The following is a 17107-nucleotide window of genomic DNA, read 5'->3' on the forward strand; positions in this document are numbered from 1 at the left end:
CGGGCCGGACCGTGTAGCACCAGCGCGAATGTCTGCATGGTTGAATTCAGTAACGCTAATGAAAGCCCCAGACTCCGCCCCAGGATCACCGGGAGGCCGGCATGCTCGATCTCCAGCGGCTGCGCGCGCTGCACGCCGTCTCCGTGCACGGCACGGTCGGGGCCGCCGCGGCGGCGCTCGGATACACGCCGTCCGCGGTCTCGCAGCAGATCTCCAAGCTGGAGCGGGAGACGAGGACCGTGCTCCTCGAACGGCACGGGCGGGGCGTCCGCCTGACCGACGAGGCCCTCGAACTCGCCCGTACGGCACAGGACTTGATGGTCATCGTCGAGCGTGCCGAGACCGATCTGGAGGAACGGCGCGGACTCCCGGCCGGGCGGCTGACGATCGCCGCGTTCGCCTCGGCGGCGCGCGGTCTGCTGCCGTCCGTCCTCGCGGATCTCGCCGTACGGCATCCCGCGCTGGATGCCCGGCTCACGGAGGTCGACCCGCATCTGTCAGTGGATCTGGTCGCCAAGGGGGCCGTCGACCTGGCCGTCGCGCACGACTGGGACATCGCGCCGCTGCCGGCGCCCGCCGGCGTGGAGCAGGCGGCCATCGGGGACGACCTGTGCGACCTGCTCGTGCCGGCCGGGCATCCGCTCGCGGGACGCGACGCGGTGCGCCGCGAGGAGCTCGGCGGCGAGCGGTGGGTGTCGCAGCCGCCGGGGCGGGTGTGCCACGACTGGCTGGTGCGGACGCTGCGGGCGGCGGGCTTCGAGCCCGACATCAGGCACCAGGCCGAGGAGAACCCGACACTGACCGCGCTCGTCGCGGCCGGGCTCGGCGTCGCGCTGATCCCCCGGCTCGGCCGCGGCCCGCTGCCGGACGGCGCCGTCGCCGTGCCGCTGGACCCCATGCCCGTACGGCACTTGTACGCGCTGTGGCGGACGGGGGCGTCGCGCAGGCCGGCCATCGCGGAGGCGGTACGGACGCTGCGGGAGCGGTGGGGCGAGGTCACCCGGGAGCCGGAACAGGCGGGTCAGACGGATCAGGTGGGTCAGACGGGCCGGACGGGCTAGACGGGCTAGACGGATCAGGCCGATCAGGTGGACCAGGTGGACCAGACTCGCTGACCGGTGCTCAGGAGCGATGCCGCTCCCCTGAATTCACCGGCGCACCACTTTCCGGCGATCCCCGGGAAGTGGGGAACCCGCCCGCGTACCGCTCCGTCAGAACGGCATGCTGCCGGAGAGTCTCCGCAGAGCGGTGTCGGCCTCGCTGCCGGCTGCGAATGCTGACCACCCTCTCCACCGCCTGCGGCCGGCAGCACGCCGTCACTGGCGCGCCCCCTCCCTTTGCGCCGGTGACGGCCCCTCCCCCGACCCATCTGCCGCCCCGACTGCGCGCACCCTTGACTGGCAGAAACTTTCCGGATAATCGTGACCCACGGAAGTTTCTTTCAGGGTTTGGATCACCAGTTCTCCTCCGGAAGGAGTGCGCACGTGCACCACAGCCTGTCCAGACGCACCCTGCTCGCCGCCGCCACCGCGGGCGCCGCCGCAGTCACCTTGTCCGGCGCCCCGGCCCAGGCCGACGACGCGTCACGCAAGGGCAAGGACGCGCGACTCAAGCAGCTCATCTCCCGGATGAGCCTCGAGGAGAAGGTCGGCCAGCTCTTCGTGATGCGGGTCTACGGCCACTCCGCCACCGACCCCGACCAGGCCGACATCGACGCCAACCTCGCCGAGATCGGTGTCCGCACCGCGGCCGAACTGATCGACAAGTACAAGCTCGGCGGCATCATCTACTTCACCTGGGCGCACAACACCCGCGACCCGCACCAGATCGCCGACCTGTCGAACGGCATCCAGCGCGCGGGCCTCGCCCAGCCGAGCCGTATCCCGCTGCTCATCTCCACCGACCAGGAACACGGCATCGTCTGCCGCGTCGGCGAGCCCGCGACACTCTTCCCGGGCGCCATGGCCATCGGCGCGGGCGGCTCCCGCTCCGACGCCCGCACCCTGGGCCGGATCGCCGGCGCCGAACTGCGCGCGGTCGGCATCCGCCAGAACTACGCGCCCGACGCCGACGTGAACATCAACCCGGCCAACCCGGTCATCGGCGTGCGCTCCTTCGGCGCCGACCCCGAGGCCGTCGCGGGCCTGGTCGCCTCCGAGGTCAAGGGCTACCAGAGCTCCGACATCGCCTCCACGGCCAAGCACTTCCCCGGCCACGGCGACACCGCCACCGACAGCCACTTCGGCTTCCCGATCATCACGCACACGCGCGAGCAGTGGCAGAAGATCGACGCGCCGCCGTTCAAGGCCGCGATCGCCGCGGGCATCGACTCGATCATGACCGCGCACATCATGGTCCCCGACCTCGACGGCTCGGGCGACCCCGCGACGCTCTCGCACCCGATCATGACGGGCATCCTGCGCCAGGAACTCGGCTTCGAGGGCCTCATCGTCACCGACTCCCTCGGCATGCAGGGCGTACGCGACAAGTACGGCGACGACCGCGTGCCGGTGCTCGCCCTGAAGGCGGGCGTGGACCAGCTCCTCAACCCGCCCTCCCTGGAGGTGTCCTGGAACGCCGTCCTCGCCGCCGTGAAGAACGGCGAGCTGACGGAGGAGCGCCTCGACGAGTCGATCCTGCGCGTCCTGCGCCTCAAGGAGAAGCTGGGCCTGTTCGACGAGCCGTACGTCACCGGCCGCGGCGTCGACAAGACCGTCGGCACGCGCGACCACCTGGCCGCCGCCGACCGCATCGCCGAGGCCACCACGACGCTCCTGCTCAACAAGAACGGGCTGCTCCCGCTGTCGCGCCGCACCCACAAGAACATCCTCGTGGTAGGCGCCGACCCGGCCTCGCCCTCGGGCACGACGGGCCCGCCGACGACGACCCTCGGCCAGGCCCTGACCGAACTCGGCTTCGCCGCGACGGTGTTGTCGACCGGGACGGCGCCGAACCAGGCGAAGATCGACGAGGCGGTCGCCGCCGCCCAGGGCAAGGACGCGGTTCTGGTCGGCACGTACAACGTCACGGCGGGCAGCGCTCAGCAGCGGCTCGTGAACGCCCTGGCCGCCACCGGCGTCCCGGTCGTCGCGGTCGCGATCCGCAACCCGTACGACATCGCGCAGGTGCCCGGCGTCGGGGCCTCGCTCGCCTCGTACTCGTGGACCGACGTCGAACTGCGGGCCGCGGTCCGGGTGATCGCCGGCCGGGCCAGGCCGCGGGGCAAGCTGCCCGTGCCGGTGCAGCGGGCCGACGATCCGACGCAGGTGCTGTACCCGATCGGCTACGGGTTGTCGTACTAGACGTACGCCGCACACCCGGCGCACCACCCCCGACTGACCCAAACCACCCTGTACGCCTGGCGTGCGCCCGCCCCGGCGGGTCACGCTGGGGTGCGTATCGGGGGGATTGCCATGCTTGCGTGGAACAGGGCGCGGTGGGCGGGGGCGGTGTGCGCGGCACTGCTCGCCATGACGCTCGCGGCGTGTCAGGGGTCGCCGGATGCGGGGTCCGGCGGACCTGCGCCGCAGGCCGGCCGGTCGCCGTCGGGTTACGGGGCGGTGTTCCTCGCCGTGGACGAGTGCAGCTCCCGGGGGCGCGCCACGTTCACCGAGGTGCCGTGCAGGAGCGAGCGCGCGGTGGCCCGGGTCACCGCGCGCTACGACGGAAAGGTGACGGACGGGCCGACGTGCCCGTCCCGCACCGACTTCGTCCTGCACATCAGCGAGGGCCGGCCCTCGCTCGTCGGGAGCGACGGAACCGCCGACGGGGAGATCGCGCGGGGCTACGCCTGCATGCGCAACCTGGAGCCGCCGCACCCCGGGGATCCGGGGGGCGGCGGCGGGCCCCGCACGATCGTCGGGGACTGCGTGTACGCGGCGGGCCGCGGCCAGGTCCGCGAGACCGCCTGCGACGGCTCCGGCAAGGAGAAACCCCGGTACCGGGTGGCCGCCGCGGCGGTGGACCGCGCCAAGTGCCCCGCGCTCACGGCGTTGTACGTGACGCTGGGCGGGTCCGAACCGGTGGGATGCGCGGTCCGGGTGTAGTTCGGCTTGATCCGGACGAGAGGCCTTACGGCCGCAGGGTCAGCTCGCGCTGGACGTCACGCTTGTCGAGCTTGGAGTCGTACGGGGCCAGCGGCTTGGCGGCCTGCGCGGCGGGGGCGGAGACGCCGGCCCACTTCAGGATCCGCTCCGTGGCGAACGTCTTGTCGTCGGCGTTCAGACCGGCGACGTTCGCCCCGTGGTTGGCGCCGGGGGCGGTGAGCACGTACGAGTCCGTCGAGCCCTTGCCGGGGCGGAACCGCTCGGCGCCCCACGGGTCGTTGGAGCCGTAGACGTACAGCATCCGCGTCGCGTGGTGGCGCACCCAGGAGTCCACGTCGCGCATCGCCGACGGCTGGAACTTCATCGGGATGGAGCGCGGCACGAAGTTGCGCGGCGGCTGGTAGCCGTAGCGCGACAGGTTCCCCAGCCAGGGCTGCTTGATGTCGGGGGAGCCGAGCTGCGTACCCGCCTGGTAGTAGTACGGCGTGTACGTGGCGAGGCTCTGGTCCGCGTACGAGGACCAGCCGCCGACCGCGTCGACGTAGTCGAAGAGCGCCTGGTCCGTGACCGTCGCGGCGTCGGGCACCTCGGCGCACGCCGTCTGCGACGGCTGGTACTGCCAGAAGCCCCACACCAGGTCGAGGACGGTGGCCTCGTAGGCCTTGTCCAGCGAACCGACCGTGTCCACCGTGTAGTTGTTGGCCTTCAGGTACTCCGCGTACTTCTTCTCCAGGGCGTCACGGCGCACGAGTGTCTCGCGCTGCACGTTCTGCAGCGCCACGCGGCAGTCCTTCGGGCCGACGGTCTTGAAGAAGTCGTCGTACGCCGAGTCCTCCTTGTTCACGACGTCGTTCGGCGCGACGTACGCGACGACGCCGTCCATGTCGCGCGGGTAGAAGCGCTCGTAGTACGTGGCCGTCATGCCGCCCTTGGAACCGCCGGTGGTCAGCCAGTTCTTGCCGTAGATCGGCTTGAGGGCCTGGTAGATGCCGTGCTGGTCACTGGCCGCCTGCCAGATGTCGAGCTTGGACCAGTCGGCCGGGGCGGGCCGGGACGGGGTGAAGTAGCGGTACTCCACGGAGATCTGGTTGCCGTCGACGATGCGGGTCGGCTCGCTGCGGCTCGGCGTCGTGGACACGTTGTAGCCGCTGGTGAACATGACCGTCGGGCGGCTGACGTCCTTGTGCAGCACGGTGATGCGCTGCTGGAACGTGCCCTTGGACGGGTGCCGGTGGTCGACCGGCTGGGTGTAGTTGAGGACGAAGTAGCGGTAGCCGGTGTAGGGCTTCTCCTCCACCAGGCTCATGCCGGGTACGGCGAGGAGCCGGTCCTTGATATCGGTACTGGTGTCGGCGGCCGCCGGCCGGGCCTGAGCGGCGGTGGCCGCTGTGGCCGTACTCACGGTGCCTATCAGCACCACGAGCGCCAGCAACCATCTCAGCGCATTGCGCATGCATACTCCCCTGTAGAACACAGATGCGCACCGGAACCTAGCGGAGGAACATCTGTTCTGTCAGGGGTTCTTGGGGTTCTGTGAGCGCACGGGGCGTACGGGGCGGGCGAGGCGCACGTTCAGCAGAGGATCCAGCCCGAGCTCACCGACGCCCCGCCGACCGCGCCCCTCACCCACACGCAGCGGTGGCCCGTGTGGACGGTCACCGGGCCCGCGTGGTGGGTGTAGCGCCCGCTGTCCTGGACGGGCCTGCTGCCGCGCGCCTGCACGCTGACCGACATCTTCTGCCGTACGCCGTCGCGCTTGGTGAGGGTGACCGCGCAGAGGTAGTTCCCGCTGCGGTAGAGGACCGTCCTGCCGGTGGAGAACGGCAGGGTGCGCACCTTGTGGCCGGGGCAGATCGCCGCGGCCTGGGCCGTGCCGGCGGCTGGGCCCGCGAGGGCCAACAGCGCCGAGGAGGTCAGTACTGCTGCAGCGGCCGCCAGCCGTCTGCGTATGGCGCCCTCGCTCATGCCTCCACCCACCGTCGCCCCTCCAGTCACGTGTGCCACAGCGTACTGATGAACGGACGCCACACACAGGGCCGGTGGTTGCGCCGATCCACCGTCACAGCGAAGAGCTGATCTCCGCCTCCGCCTCGGGCTCGCCGGAGAAGGTCCGCCACAGCTCGGCGTACCGCCCGCCGAGCGCGAGGAGCTCGGTGTGCGTGCCGTCCTCCGCGACGCGCCCGTCGGCCATCACCACGACCCGGTCCGCGCGGGCCGCGGTGGTGAGGCGGTGCGCGACGACGAGGGTCGTGCGCTTGCCCGCTATCCGGTCCGTGGCCTGGTTGACCTGGGCCTCCGTGGCGAGGTCGAGCGCGGCGGTCGCCTCGTCGAGCAGCAGGATGTCGGGGTCGACGAGCTCGGCGCGGGCCAGGGCGATCAACTGCCGCTGCCCGGCCGACAGGTTGCGGCCGCGCTCGGCGACCTCGTGGAGGTAGCCGCCCTCGAGGGTGGCGATCATCTCGTGCGCGCCGACCGCGCGGGCCGCCGCCTCCACCTGGGCGTCGGTCGCGTCGGGGCGGCCGTAGGCGATGGCGTCGCGCACGGTGCCCTGGAAGAGGTACGCCTCCTGCGGCACGACGCCGAGGCGGTGGCGGTAGCTCGTCAGGTCGAGGGCGCGCAGGTCGGTGCCGTCCACGGTGACGCGACCCGCCGTCGGGTCGTAGAAGCGGGCGACGAGCTTGACGAGGGTCGACTTGCCCGCGCCGGTCTCGCCGACGAAGGCGACGGTCTGCCCGGCGGGGATGCGCAGGGCCACGTCGCTGAGCGCCGCCTCGGAACCGTCGGCGGCCCCGTACGCGAAGTCCACGTCCTCGAAGGCGATCTCGCCCCGCAGGGAGAGGACGTCGAGGGGTTCCTCGGCGTCCTTCGTGGACGTCGGCTCCTGGAGCAGCTCCTGGATGCGGCCGAGCGAGACGGTGGCCTGCTGGTAGCCGTCGAAGACCTGGGACAGCTGCTGCACGGGCGCGAAGAACAGGTCGATGTAGAGGAGGTACGCGACGAGCGCGCCGGTCGTCAGGGTGCCCGCCTCGACCCGGCCCGCGCCCACCATCAGGACCGCGGCAGCGGCGACGGACGACAGGAACTGCACGAACGGGAAGTACACCGAGATCAGCCACTGGCCGCGGATACGGGCGCTGCGGTAGGCGCCGCTGCGCTCGGCGAACCGCTCGGCACCCGAGCGCTCGCGCCGGAACGCCTGCACGATCCGCAGCCCGGCGACGGACTCCTGGAGGTCGGCGTTGACCACCGAGACGCGCTCACGGGCGAGTTCGTACGCCTTGACGCTGGAACGACGGAAGAAGAACGTGCCGACGATCAGCGGCGGCAGCGTCACGAAGACGACCAGGGCGAGCTGGACGTCGATGACGAGGAGCGTGCCCATGATGCCGAAGAACGTGACGACGGAGACGAAGGCGGTGACCAGGCCCGTCTGGAGGAACGTCGACAGGGCGTCCACGTCGGTCGTCATCCGGGTCATGATGCGCCCGGTCAGCTCCCGCTCGTAGTAGTCGAGGCCGAGCCGCTGGAGCTGGGAGAAGATCTTCAGGCGCAGCGAGTAGAGGACCCGCTCACCGGTGCGTCCCGTCATCCGGGTCTCGCCGATCTGCGCGCACCACTGGACGAGGACGGTGACCAGGCCGAGCCCGGCGGCCGCCCACACGGCGCCGAGCGCGAGCTGCGAGACGCCCTCGTCGATGCCGTGCCGGATCAGCACGGGGAGCAGCAGGCCCATGCCCGCGTCGAGGGCGACGAGCACGAGGCTGATCAGCAGGGGCGCGCCGAATCCGCGCAGCAGGCGGCGCAGCCCGTACGACTCCTCGGCCGTCACCGCGCGCGCCTCGTCGATGTCCGGGACGTCGGTCGCGGCGGGCAGGGCCTCGACCTGCGCGAGCAGTTCGGGCGTCGCGGGCATCCCGGCGAGCGCCGGATCCTCGGCGTTCTTCGCCTCGCGGTCGCCCGTCCACAGGGCGGGGGTGATGCCTCGCTCGGCGTCGAACTCGGCGTCCAGCTCCTCGCGTACGGAGGTGTCCTCGTCGGGGAGCGCGGGCGCGACATGGCCCGGCGAGACCCCGCCGAGCTCGTCGGGGTCGGTGAGCAGGCGCCGGTAGAGGGCCGATCCGGCCTCCAGCTCCTCGTGGGTGCCGATCGCGGCGAGGCGCCCGTCGTCGAGGACGGCGATGCGGTCGGCGAGGCCGAGGGTGGAGCGGCGGTGCGCGATGAGGAGGGTGGTGCGGCCGGCCATGACGCCCCGCAGCGCCTCGTGGATCTCGTGTTCCACGCGCGCGTCGACGGCGGACGTGGCGTCGTCGAGGACGAGGAGGCGGGGGTCGGTGAGGATGGCGCGGGCGAGCGCGATGCGCTGGCGCTGGCCGCCGGAGAGTGTGAGGCCGTGCTCGCCGACGGTCGTGTCGTAGCCGTCGGGGAGCTCCGCGATGAAGCGGTCGGCCTGGGCGGCGCGGGCCGCGGTCTCGATCTGCTCGTCGCTCGCGTCGGGTGCGCCGTACGCGATGTTCGCGCGGATGGTGTCGGAGAAGAGGAACGAGTCCTCGGGCACGAGCCCGATCGCGGCCCGCAGCGAGTCGAGGGTCAGTTCGCGCACGTCGTGTCCGCCCACGAGGACGGCGCCGTGCGTGACGTCGTAGAAGCGCGGCAGGAGCAGCGACACGGTCGACTTGCCGGAGCCGGAGGAGCCGACGACGGCGAGGGTCTCGCCGGCCGGGATCTCGAAGGACAGTCCGTCGAGTACGGCGCGGTCGGTGCCCTCGTACGAGAACGACACGTCGTCGAACTCGACGGTCGCGGGGGCGTCGGCGGGCAGTTCCTTCTTGCCGTCCTCGAGGGACGGCTCCGTGTCGATCAGTTCGAGGACGCGCTCGACGCCGGCGCGGGCCTGCTGGCCGACGGTCAGGACCATGGCGAGCATGCGGACGGGGCCGACGAGCTGGGCGAGGTAGCTGGAGAACGCGACGAACGTGCCGAGCGTGATCTGGCCGCGGACGGCGAGCCAGCCGCCGAGCGCGAGCATCGCGACCTGACCGAGGGCGGGCACGGCCTGGAGTGCGGGGGTGAACTTGGAGTTCAGGCGGATGGTGCGCAGGCGGCCGGCGAACAGCCGCCGCCCGACCTCCCTGAGCTTCCCGGTCTCCTGGTCCTCCTGCCCGAAGCCCTTCACGACGCGCACGCCGGAGACGGCCCCGTCCACGACCCCGGCGACGGCGGCGGCCTGCGCCTGCGCGTACCAGGTGGCGGGGTGGAGGCGGGAGCGGCTGCGCTTGGCGATGAACCAGAGGGCGGGGGCGACGGCGAGCGCGACGAGGGTGAGCGGCAGGGACAGCCACGCCATGATCACGAGGGAGATCAGGAAGAGCAGGACGTTCCCGATGGTCATCGGGAGCATGAAGAGCAGGCCCTGGATGAGCTGGAGGTCACTGGTCGCGCGGCCGACGACCTGGCCGGTGGACAGCTCGTCCTGGCGCCGGCCGTCGAGCCGGGTGATCGTTCCGTACATCTCGTTGCGCAGGTCGTGCTGGACGTCGAGTGCGAGGCGGCCGCCGTAGTAGCGGCGGATGTAGGTGAAGACGTAGACGACGAGGGCGGCGCCGATCAGGGCGCCCGCCCACGGGGCCATGGAGCGGGTGTGGTCCTGGACCACGTCATCGATGATCACCTTGGTGATCAGGGGCACCAGCGCCATGACGGCCATGCCGCCCAGGGACGCCCCGAGCGCGAGCACGACGTCCTTCGGGTACCGCCACGCGTACCCGGCGAGCCGCCGACCCCAGCCCCGTTGCTCCGCCACGTGTCCGCCTCCTGTTGTCCTGACCTGCCGAGAGGCCCAACGCGGAGACCGGCGGATTTCATCCCGCCGCAACAAAACGGGGAGCAGACCGGGACCAAGGACGGAGGCCGCCCGGTCCTTTGGTCCTCGGCCGGCCCCCGTGCCCGCGGGTCGGTGCCGCGGTCACTTGTGCGGTCACTTCTGCGGTACGGCGACGAACGCCTCCTTGGGCGTGCTGGTCGGCGTATAGCGGGACGAGGCCGCGGCGGTCGGCGTCAGGTCCTTGTGGATGACCCGCGCCACGGCCTGGATCGTGTCCACGCCGTAACTCATCGTGCTGTTGCCGTGCGTCAGGACAGAGATCGTGTAGTCGTGTCCGCCGCCCTGGAACGCGCCGATGCTGTGCACGCGCCAGCCGTACGTGGAGCGCTGCAGCCAGCCGTTCTTGACGTGTACGGCGACGGACGAGGGCGCGCCGGCCGGGGTGCCCCACCGCTGCGACGAGACGACCTTGCCCATGAGCTTGAGGATGTAGGCGCGGGAGTTGTCGCTGAGGACGGTGTTCTTGGCGGTGACCAGCGAGAGCAGCTTCTGCTCGTCCTGGACGTTGATCTGGGTCAGCCCCCAGTAGCCACCCGATCCCGGCACGGTCCGTGTCATCCCGGCGGCCTTCAGGAAGCCCTTCACCTTGGTGGTGCCGAGCTGCTTCCACAGCGATGTGGTGGCCGCGTTGTCCGACTTGGTGATCATGGCGGTGGCGAGGTTCGCCTCGCGCGTGGTCAGATACCGGTTGGTCTTCTTGGCGTCCCACAGCAGCGTGGCGAGGACGGTCACCTTCACGACACTGGCGGAGTCGTACGAGGACGTGGCCCGAAGCGCGCACGTGGTGTTCGTGGTCCGGTCGAAGAGCCCGACCGCGACGGTCCCCTTACGGCTCGCGAGGGCGGCGGTGATGTCCTTCTGCAGCTTGGCCGCGAGCCCGGCCTTGCCGGAGGTGCAGGTGACCTGTGGCGCGGTGGCGGCGGACGCGGGCGCGGCCCCCGCGACGACGGGCACGAGCACCCCGGCGGCGATGACCGCCGGAAGCACGCGGGCAGCACGTATGGATATTCGGCGCGTCATGCGTTTCCCCCCAGATTCGAACCGAGCACGCCTCCAGCGCACTCGCCTCACATGACACCGAATGAGGGCGAAGGGTTGTACGGACCCCGACAGATCCGGGAGCGAGTCATGAAGCTGCTCGGCACCGCGTAGACCAACCCCTGGCGGATCAGGGGCCGGAAACGCGACGGCCCCCGGGAAGACATCTCCCGGGGGCCGTCGCGTGATCGACCGATCGGCTGATCGCCTCAGCCCAGATGCGTGGGCGCGAACATCTTCAGCAGTGCGGGGAGCACCACGACCGACGGGCCCGGTTCCGCGAGGGCCTTGGCCAGGTCCTCCTGGAGCGTCTCGGGGGACGTCCGTACGCCCGGGACCCCGAAGGACTCGGCGAGCGCCACGAAGTCCGGGCGCGAGAGCTCCGTCGCCGTGGCTTCGCCGAACGCGTCCGTCATGTACTCGCGCAGGATGCCGTAGCCGCCGTCGTCCACGATCAGCCAGGTCACCGGCAGGTTGTACTGCTTCGCCGTGGCCAGTTCCGCGATCGAGTACATCGCGCCGCCGTCGCCCGAGACCGCGAGGACCGGCTTCGACGGGTCGGCCGCGGCGGCGCCGAGCGCGGCCGGGAAGCCGTAGCCGAGGCCGCCCGCGCCCTGCGCCGAGTGCAGCGCGCCCGGCCATGCCGACCAGGCCCAGTACGCCAGGATCGTCATGTCCCAGAAGGAGGGGGAGGACGCCGGGAGGGCCGCCCGCACAGATCCCAGGATCTCGCGTTCGAAGGCCAGGTCCTGGCCGTCGAGGCGTTCGCGGACCGCGGCCAGGAGCGTCGCGACCCGTTCGGGCGCCGACGGGTCCGGCCGTTCCGTGACCGTCTCCAGGAGCGCCGAGAGCGCCAGGCGCGCGTCGGCGTGGATGCCGAGCGCCGGGTGGTTGGACTCCAGCTTCCCGGCGTCCGCCTCGATCTGGATCACCCGGCCGCGCGGCGCGAACGTGTGGTAGTTCGAGGAGAGTTCGCCCAGGCCGGAGCCGACGACGAGGAGGACGTCGGCGTCCTCCAGGAGGTCCGTCGTGTGTCGGTCCTCCATCCACGACTGGAGCGAGAGCGGGTGCTCCCAGGGGAACGCGCCCTTGCCGCCGAAGGTGCACACGACCGGGGCGTCGATCTTCTCCGCGAGCGCGACCAGCTTGCCGCTCGCGTCCGACCGTACGACGCCGCCGCCCGCGATGATCACGGGACGCTCGGCGCGCGACAGCAGGTCGGCTGCCACGGCGGTCAGTTCGGGGCGCGGCACGAGGTCGCGCGGGGTCGCGTCCATCGCCGTGACGACCGGAAGGGCCGTCTGCGCGAGGAGCACGTCCTGCGGGATCTCCACCCAGACCGGGCCGTGCGGCGCGGTGAGGGCGGACTCCCAGGCGGCGGCGATCGCGGAGGGGATCTGCGACTGCGTCCGCACGGTGTGGACGGACTTGACCACGTCCCGGAACGAGGCCTGCTGGTCGCGGAGTTCGTGCAGATAGCCGTGGCGTCCGCCGCCGAGCCCCGCGACCGGGATCTGACTGCCGATGGCCAGGACCGGCGCCGAGGCGGCCGCCGCCTCCTGGAGCGCGGCGAGCGACATCAGCGCGCCGGGTCCGGTGGAGAGCAGGAGGGGCGCGACCTCACCGGTCACGCGCCCGTACGCGTCGGCCGCGAAGCCCGCGTTGTTCTCCACGCGCAGGCCCACGTACCGCAGGTCCGAGCGGCGCAGCGCGTCGAACATGCCGAGCGCGTGCTGGCCGGGGAGCCCGAAGACGGTGGACGCGCCGAGGCCGTGCAGCGTCTCGACGACGAGGTCGCCGCCGTTGCGGCCGGGCGGCGGGTTCAGCGCGGCTTCGGTCTGTGCCTCGGTGGGCAGCAGTTCCAGGTCGTGGTCGTGCGTCACTTGCCCCTGGCCTCCGCGATCTGACGGGACATGATCGTCGTCAGCTCGTACGCGGTGTGCGAGGCGGCGACGGCGGTGATCTCCGCGTGGTCGTAGGCCGGGGCGACCTCGACGACGTCGGCGGAGACGAGGTTGCAGGACGACAGGCCGCGCAGGATCTCCAGGAGCTCGCGCGAGGTCATGCCGCCGGCCTCGGGGGTGCCGGTGCCGGGCGCGTGGGCCGGGTCGAGGCAGTCGATGTCGATGGAGATGTACAGCGGGCGGTCGCCGATGCGCTGGCGCAGCTGGTCGGCGACCTCGTCGGCGCCGCGGCGGTAGATGTCCGCCGAGGTGACGATGCCGAAGCCCATCTTCTCGTCGTCGGTGAGGTCCTGCTTGCCGTACAGCGGGCCGCGCGTGCCGACGTGGGAGAGCGCCTCGGTGTCGAGGATGCCCTCCTCGACGGCGCGGCGGAACGGGGTGCCGTGCGTGTACTCGGCGCCGAAGTACGTGTCCCACGTGTCGAGGTGCGCGTCGAAGTGGAGCAGCGCGACCGGGCCGTGCTTCTTGGCGACCGAGCGCAGCAGCGGCAGCGCGATGGTGTGGTCGCCGCCGAGCGTCATCATGCGGGCGCCGGTGCCGAGGAGGTCGTCGGCCGCGGCCTCGATCGTCTCGACGGCCTCGTTGATGTTGAACGGGTTGGCCGCTATGTCACCGGCGTCCGCGACCTGCGCGAGGGCGAACGGGGAGGCGTCCTGCGCCGGGTTGTAGGGGCGCAGCAGCCGGGACGCCTCGCGGATCGCGTTGCCGCCGAAGCGGGCGCCCGGCCGGTACGAGACGCCCGTGTCGAAGGGCACGCCCACGACGGCCACGTCCGCGGTGCCCACCTCGTCGAGGCGGGGCAGCCGGGCGAAGGTGGCGGGACCGGCGTACCGCGGGACGCGGGAGGAGTCGACCGGACCGCGGGGCGTCTCGTTGCTGCTCATGCGAATTGCCTTCTTTCCTACGCTTCTTGGCGCCGCGCAGCCCTTGGCGGGGCTGCGCGGCGCTTGACGAATTTACTGGGTGACGGTGGCCGGCTCCGCGCCCGTCTCCGCCTCGGCCCCGCGCCCGGCGAGCCGCTCGCGCCAGGTGGCGAGCACCGCGGCGTCGGTGGGCTTGGTGACCAGGGAGACGATGACGAAGGCGGCGAGGGAGAGCAGGAGGCCGTAGTAGACGGGCTCGTTGGCGAGGATCCCGTAGCCCCACATCAGGCCGATGACGGCGAGTCCGCCGACGGTGACGGCGGCGAGGGCGCCGGCCACGGTGCCGCGCTTCCACAGCAGGCCGCCGAGGATCGGCACGAGGAGTCCGGCGACGAGCAGGTTGTAGGCGACCGTCAGGGCCTCGACGACGTTGTTGAGCGCGATGGCGATGCAGATCACCGCGACACCCATGATCAGGATGAAGAGGCGGTTGCCCTTCACCTCGTCGTGGGGCTCGTCGGAGTTTCCGCCGGAGGGCTTGATCGCGCCCCGCAGCCGCGACCAGATGTCGTTGTTGGCGACGGTCGCGCAGGCGATCAGCGCGCCGGACGAGGTCGACATGACGGCGGCGAGCGCGGCGGCGAGCACCAGGCCGCGCACACCGATGGGGAGCTCGTCCTTGACGATGGTCGCGAACGCGGCGTCGGCGCTGGGCAGCTTCGGGTACATGACCTTCGCGGCGGTGCCGATGACGGCGCCGGCGACGGCGTAGACCAGGCAGTAGGTGCCGGCGACGGTGCCACCGACGCGGGCGACCTTGTCGCTGCGGGCGGTGAACACGCGCTGCCAGATGTCCTGGCCGATCAGCATGCCGAACGTGTAGATCAGCACGTACGTGAAGATCGTCTCGCCGCCGATGCCCAGCGGGTCGAAGTACTCGGTGGGCAGCTTGGCCTTCATCTCGCTGAAGCCGCCGGCCTTGATGACGGCGATCGGCAGCAGCAGGAGCAGGACGCCGATGGTCTTCACCACGAACTGCACCATGTCGGTGAGGGTGATGGACCACATGCCGCCGAGCGTCGAGTACGCGACGACGATCGAGCCGCCGAGGATGATCGCGATGGTGCGGTTCATGTCGAACAGCACGTCGAAGATCGTGGCGTAGGCGATGGTCGAGGTGACGGCGAGCATCAGCGTGTACGCCCACATCACGACGCCGGAGATGAGCCCGGACCGGCCGCCGTAGCGCAGGTCGAGCATCTCGGAGACGGTGTAGACCTTCAGGCGGGCGATGCGCGCCGAGAAGAACACGGACAGCGCGAGCAGGCCGAGGCCGATGGTGAAGACCATCCACGCGCCGGACAGGCCGTACTGGTAGCCGAGGCCCACGCCGCCGATGGTGGAGGCGCCGCCGAGGACGATCGCGGCCATGGTGCCGGAGTACATCATCGGGCCGAGCCTGCGGCCCGCCACGAGGAACTCGCTCTTGGACTTGGCGCGGCGCATGCCCCACCAGCCCATGGCCAGCATGCCGGCGAGATAGACGACGATCACTGTGTAGTCGACGGCCATAGGGCCCTCCTTCGCGCACCTCGGTGGCGTGTCGTGCAGATGGGGTGGGTGACCGGCCGTGGGGACATCCGCCCGTACCCGAGGCCTGCGGTCGGCACGACCTTAGGTGGCCTGAAAGCAACGCTGAAGTGTACTTTTTATCCACTCTCCCGCGACTGGATGGAGAAAACGTCCACCATGCCGGACGCAACCCGGCCTGCGGCGGGCCCGCCAGGCCCCTCTGCGCCCCCCGCACCGGCCGTTCCGCCGACCCCGCCGGTGCCGCTCACCGCGCTGCTCGCCCGCGAGGACCTGGGCCTGCGCCAGATCGCCGGCCCGCCCGTGGGCCCCGACACGGTGATCCACTGGGCGCACACGTCCGAGATGGCCGACCCGTACCCGTATCTGCTCGGCGGTGAGCTGCTGCTGACCGCCGGGGTGCACGCGACGGAGTCGGCGGGCACGGGCCCCTATTACGACGACTACGTGGCGCGGGTCGTCGCGGCGGGCGGGGCGGCGCTCGGCTTCGGGGTCGCGCCGGTGCACGACACGGTGCCGCGCGCGCTGGTCGAGGCCTGCGAGCGGCACGGGCTGCCGCTCCTCGAGGTGCCGCCGCACTCCACCTTCAGCGGGGTGACCCGCGCGGTCTGGCAGCTGATGGCCCAGGCGCGCCACGCGGAACTGCGCCGCGTCAGCGAGGCGCAGCAGGGCCTCGCCACGGCGGCGGCGCGCCCCTACCCGGTGCCCGCGGTGCTGCGGCAGCTGGCGCAGCGCACCGGCGGCTGGGTGGTGCTCACCGCGCCGGACGGCACGGAGGTCGGCCGGGCGGGCCCCGACCCGTCGGCCGAGGTGAGCGCGGCGATGGCGCAGCTGATGCGGATCGTGCGCCCCGGCGAGACCCGCCTCTTCCCCGCGCCCACGTCGGCGGCGGACACGGTGGGCGGCACGCAGCTGGCGGCGTACGCGCTGGGCGGCGGCCAGGGCTACTCGCTGGGGACGGCGGTCGGCCACCGCGACCCCGGCGACCACACCATCGCGGGGGTGGCGGTGGTCCTGCTCTCCCTGCTCACGGGCGAACACCAGACGACGGCCGAGGCGGCGCGCTCGGCGGCCCTGGTCCGGCTCCTGCTCGGCGAGGAGCCGGCCGCCGTCGCGGCGCTGCTCGGCGACGGCACGTGGCGGGTGGTCCACGCCGCACCCGACCGTCCGTCGCCTCCCCCCGTCTCCCTCGGCACGCCCCTCCTCGACACGACCGATTGCCTCGTACGCGCCCTGCTCCCCGCGGACCTGGAGGTCGTCGCCCAGGAGGGCTGGGTGATGGGGGTGAGCGGCGCGGCGCCCACGGACGACCTGGCGGCGGCCGACGCGCAGGCCTCGCGTGCCCTGACCCGGGCGAAGGCGACCCGCGCCGCGCTCGTGCACCACCACGCGGACGCGCGCGGACTCGCCTCGCTCCTCGACCCCGGGGAGGTGACGGCGCACGCCCGGACGCTCCTCGCCCCGATCGCGCACACGCCCGCGCTGACCGAGACACTGCGTACGTGGCTGTCCCTGCACGGGAGTTGGGACCGCACGGCCACCGCGCTCGGCGTCCACCGCAACACCGTGCGGCAGCGCATCGCGAAGTGCGCCACGCTCCTCGACACGGACCTGGACGACCCCGACGTGCGCATGGAGCTGTGGTTCGCCCTGCGCCACGCAGAGTGACACCCGTCCCACCCTCCGGGACATCGGGGCTCCTCACAGCGCCCGACGGCACAATGG

General features: G+C 71.8%; 11 protein-coding genes. 4 read left to right on the forward strand and 7 right to left on the reverse strand.

What is annotated here, in order from left to right; all coding sequences use genetic code 11:
* Positions 1–101: 101 nt before the first annotated feature.
* The 3 genes from LGI35_RS17760 to LGI35_RS17770 all read left to right on the forward strand — a co-directional run bounded on the left by LGI35_RS17760 (position 102) and on the right by LGI35_RS17770 (position 4046).
* The gene (locus LGI35_RS17760; RefSeq protein ID WP_227294784.1) at positions 102–1061 is read left to right on the forward strand and encodes a LysR family transcriptional regulator; all 960 of its coding nucleotides are present in this window, start codon (positions 102–104) and stop codon (positions 1059–1061) included.
* A gap of 423 nt (positions 1062–1484) precedes the next feature.
* A complete protein-coding gene (locus LGI35_RS17765; protein WP_227294785.1) occupies positions 1485–3302 on the forward strand; it encodes a glycoside hydrolase family 3 protein in 1818 nt (605 codons plus the stop codon).
* Positions 3303–3413: 111 nt separating this feature from the next.
* On the forward strand, positions 3414–4046 hold the full coding sequence (locus LGI35_RS17770) for a hypothetical protein (RefSeq protein WP_227294786.1): 633 nt from the start codon (positions 3414–3416) through the stop codon (positions 4044–4046).
* 25 nt (positions 4047–4071) lie between these two features.
* Here the strand turns inward: LGI35_RS17770 and LGI35_RS17775 are convergent, their stop codons facing one another.
* From LGI35_RS17775 to LGI35_RS17805, 7 genes are all read right to left on the reverse strand, one after another.
* Positions 4072–5499 (reverse strand): alpha/beta hydrolase family protein, encoded by a 1428-nt coding sequence (locus LGI35_RS17775; protein ID WP_227294787.1) that lies wholly within the window; start codon positions 5497–5499, stop codon positions 4072–4074.
* 119 nt (positions 5500–5618) lie between these two features.
* Positions 5619–6011 (reverse strand): hypothetical protein, encoded by a 393-nt coding sequence (locus LGI35_RS17780; RefSeq protein ID WP_227294788.1) that lies wholly within the window; start codon positions 6009–6011, stop codon positions 5619–5621.
* 94 nt (positions 6012–6105) lie between these two features.
* A complete protein-coding gene (locus LGI35_RS17785; protein WP_227294789.1) occupies positions 6106–9846 on the reverse strand; it encodes an ABC transporter ATP-binding protein in 3741 nt (1246 codons plus the stop codon).
* A 174-nt stretch (positions 9847–10020) separates the two neighbouring features.
* Entirely contained in the window at positions 10021–10947 is a 927-nt protein-coding gene (locus LGI35_RS17790; protein ID WP_227294790.1) for a serine hydrolase, read from the reverse strand.
* Between the two features lie 227 nt (positions 10948–11174).
* Complete coding sequence (locus LGI35_RS17795) at positions 11175–12848, reverse strand: thiamine pyrophosphate-binding protein (protein ID WP_227294791.1); 1674 nt, start codon at positions 12846–12848, stop codon at positions 11175–11177.
* Positions 12845–13813, reverse strand: a complete 969-nt coding sequence (speB, locus tag LGI35_RS17800) for an agmatinase (RefSeq protein ID WP_227294792.1) — start codon at positions 13811–13813, stop codon at positions 12845–12847. Before speB ends, LGI35_RS17795 begins: the two co-directional genes overlap by 4 nt.
* A gap of 72 nt (positions 13814–13885) precedes the next feature.
* Entirely contained in the window at positions 13886–15364 is a 1479-nt protein-coding gene (locus LGI35_RS17805; RefSeq protein ID WP_227294793.1) for a sodium:solute symporter family protein, read from the reverse strand.
* A 177-nt stretch (positions 15365–15541) separates the two neighbouring features.
* Here LGI35_RS17805 and LGI35_RS17810 point away from each other — a divergent pair, with 177 nt between their 5' ends.
* Positions 15542–17050 carry a PucR family transcriptional regulator gene (locus LGI35_RS17810; RefSeq protein WP_227294794.1) on the forward strand — a complete coding sequence of 503 codons (1509 nt, stop codon included), beginning with the start codon at positions 15542–15544 and terminating at the stop codon, positions 17048–17050.
* Positions 17051–17107 lie beyond the last annotated feature (57 nt).

The organism is Streptomyces longhuiensis (genome assembly GCF_020616555.1).
Classification (GTDB): domain Bacteria; phylum Actinomycetota; class Actinomycetes; order Streptomycetales; family Streptomycetaceae; genus Streptomyces; species Streptomyces longhuiensis.

What these genes read in the sequence shown, in the direction of transcription:
- LGI35_RS17760 (WP_227294784.1), top strand. Translation starts at nt 102, where the DNA reads ATGCTCGATCTCCAGCGGCTGCGCGCGCTGCACGCCGTCTCCGTGCAC.
- LGI35_RS17770 (WP_227294786.1), top strand. Translation starts at nt 3,414, where the DNA reads ATGCTTGCGTGGAACAGGGCGCGGTGGGCGGGGGCGGTGTGCGCGGCA.
- LGI35_RS17775 (WP_227294787.1), bottom strand. Translation starts at nt 5,499, where the DNA reads ATGCGCAATGCGCTGAGATGGTTGCTGGCGCTCGTGGTGCTGATAGGC.
- LGI35_RS17780 (WP_227294788.1), bottom strand. Translation starts at nt 6,011, where the DNA reads ATGAGCGAGGGCGCCATACGCAGACGGCTGGCGGCCGCTGCAGCAGTA.
- LGI35_RS17790 (WP_227294790.1), bottom strand. Translation starts at nt 10,947, where the DNA reads ATGACGCGCCGAATATCCATACGTGCTGCCCGCGTGCTTCCGGCGGTC.
- speB (WP_227294792.1), bottom strand. Translation starts at nt 13,813, where the DNA reads ATGAGCAGCAACGAGACGCCCCGCGGTCCGGTCGACTCCTCCCGCGTC.
- LGI35_RS17805 (WP_227294793.1), bottom strand. Translation starts at nt 15,364, where the DNA reads ATGGCCGTCGACTACACAGTGATCGTCGTCTATCTCGCCGGCATGCTG.
- LGI35_RS17810 (WP_227294794.1), top strand. Translation starts at nt 15,542, where the DNA reads ATGCCGGACGCAACCCGGCCTGCGGCGGGCCCGCCAGGCCCCTCTGCG.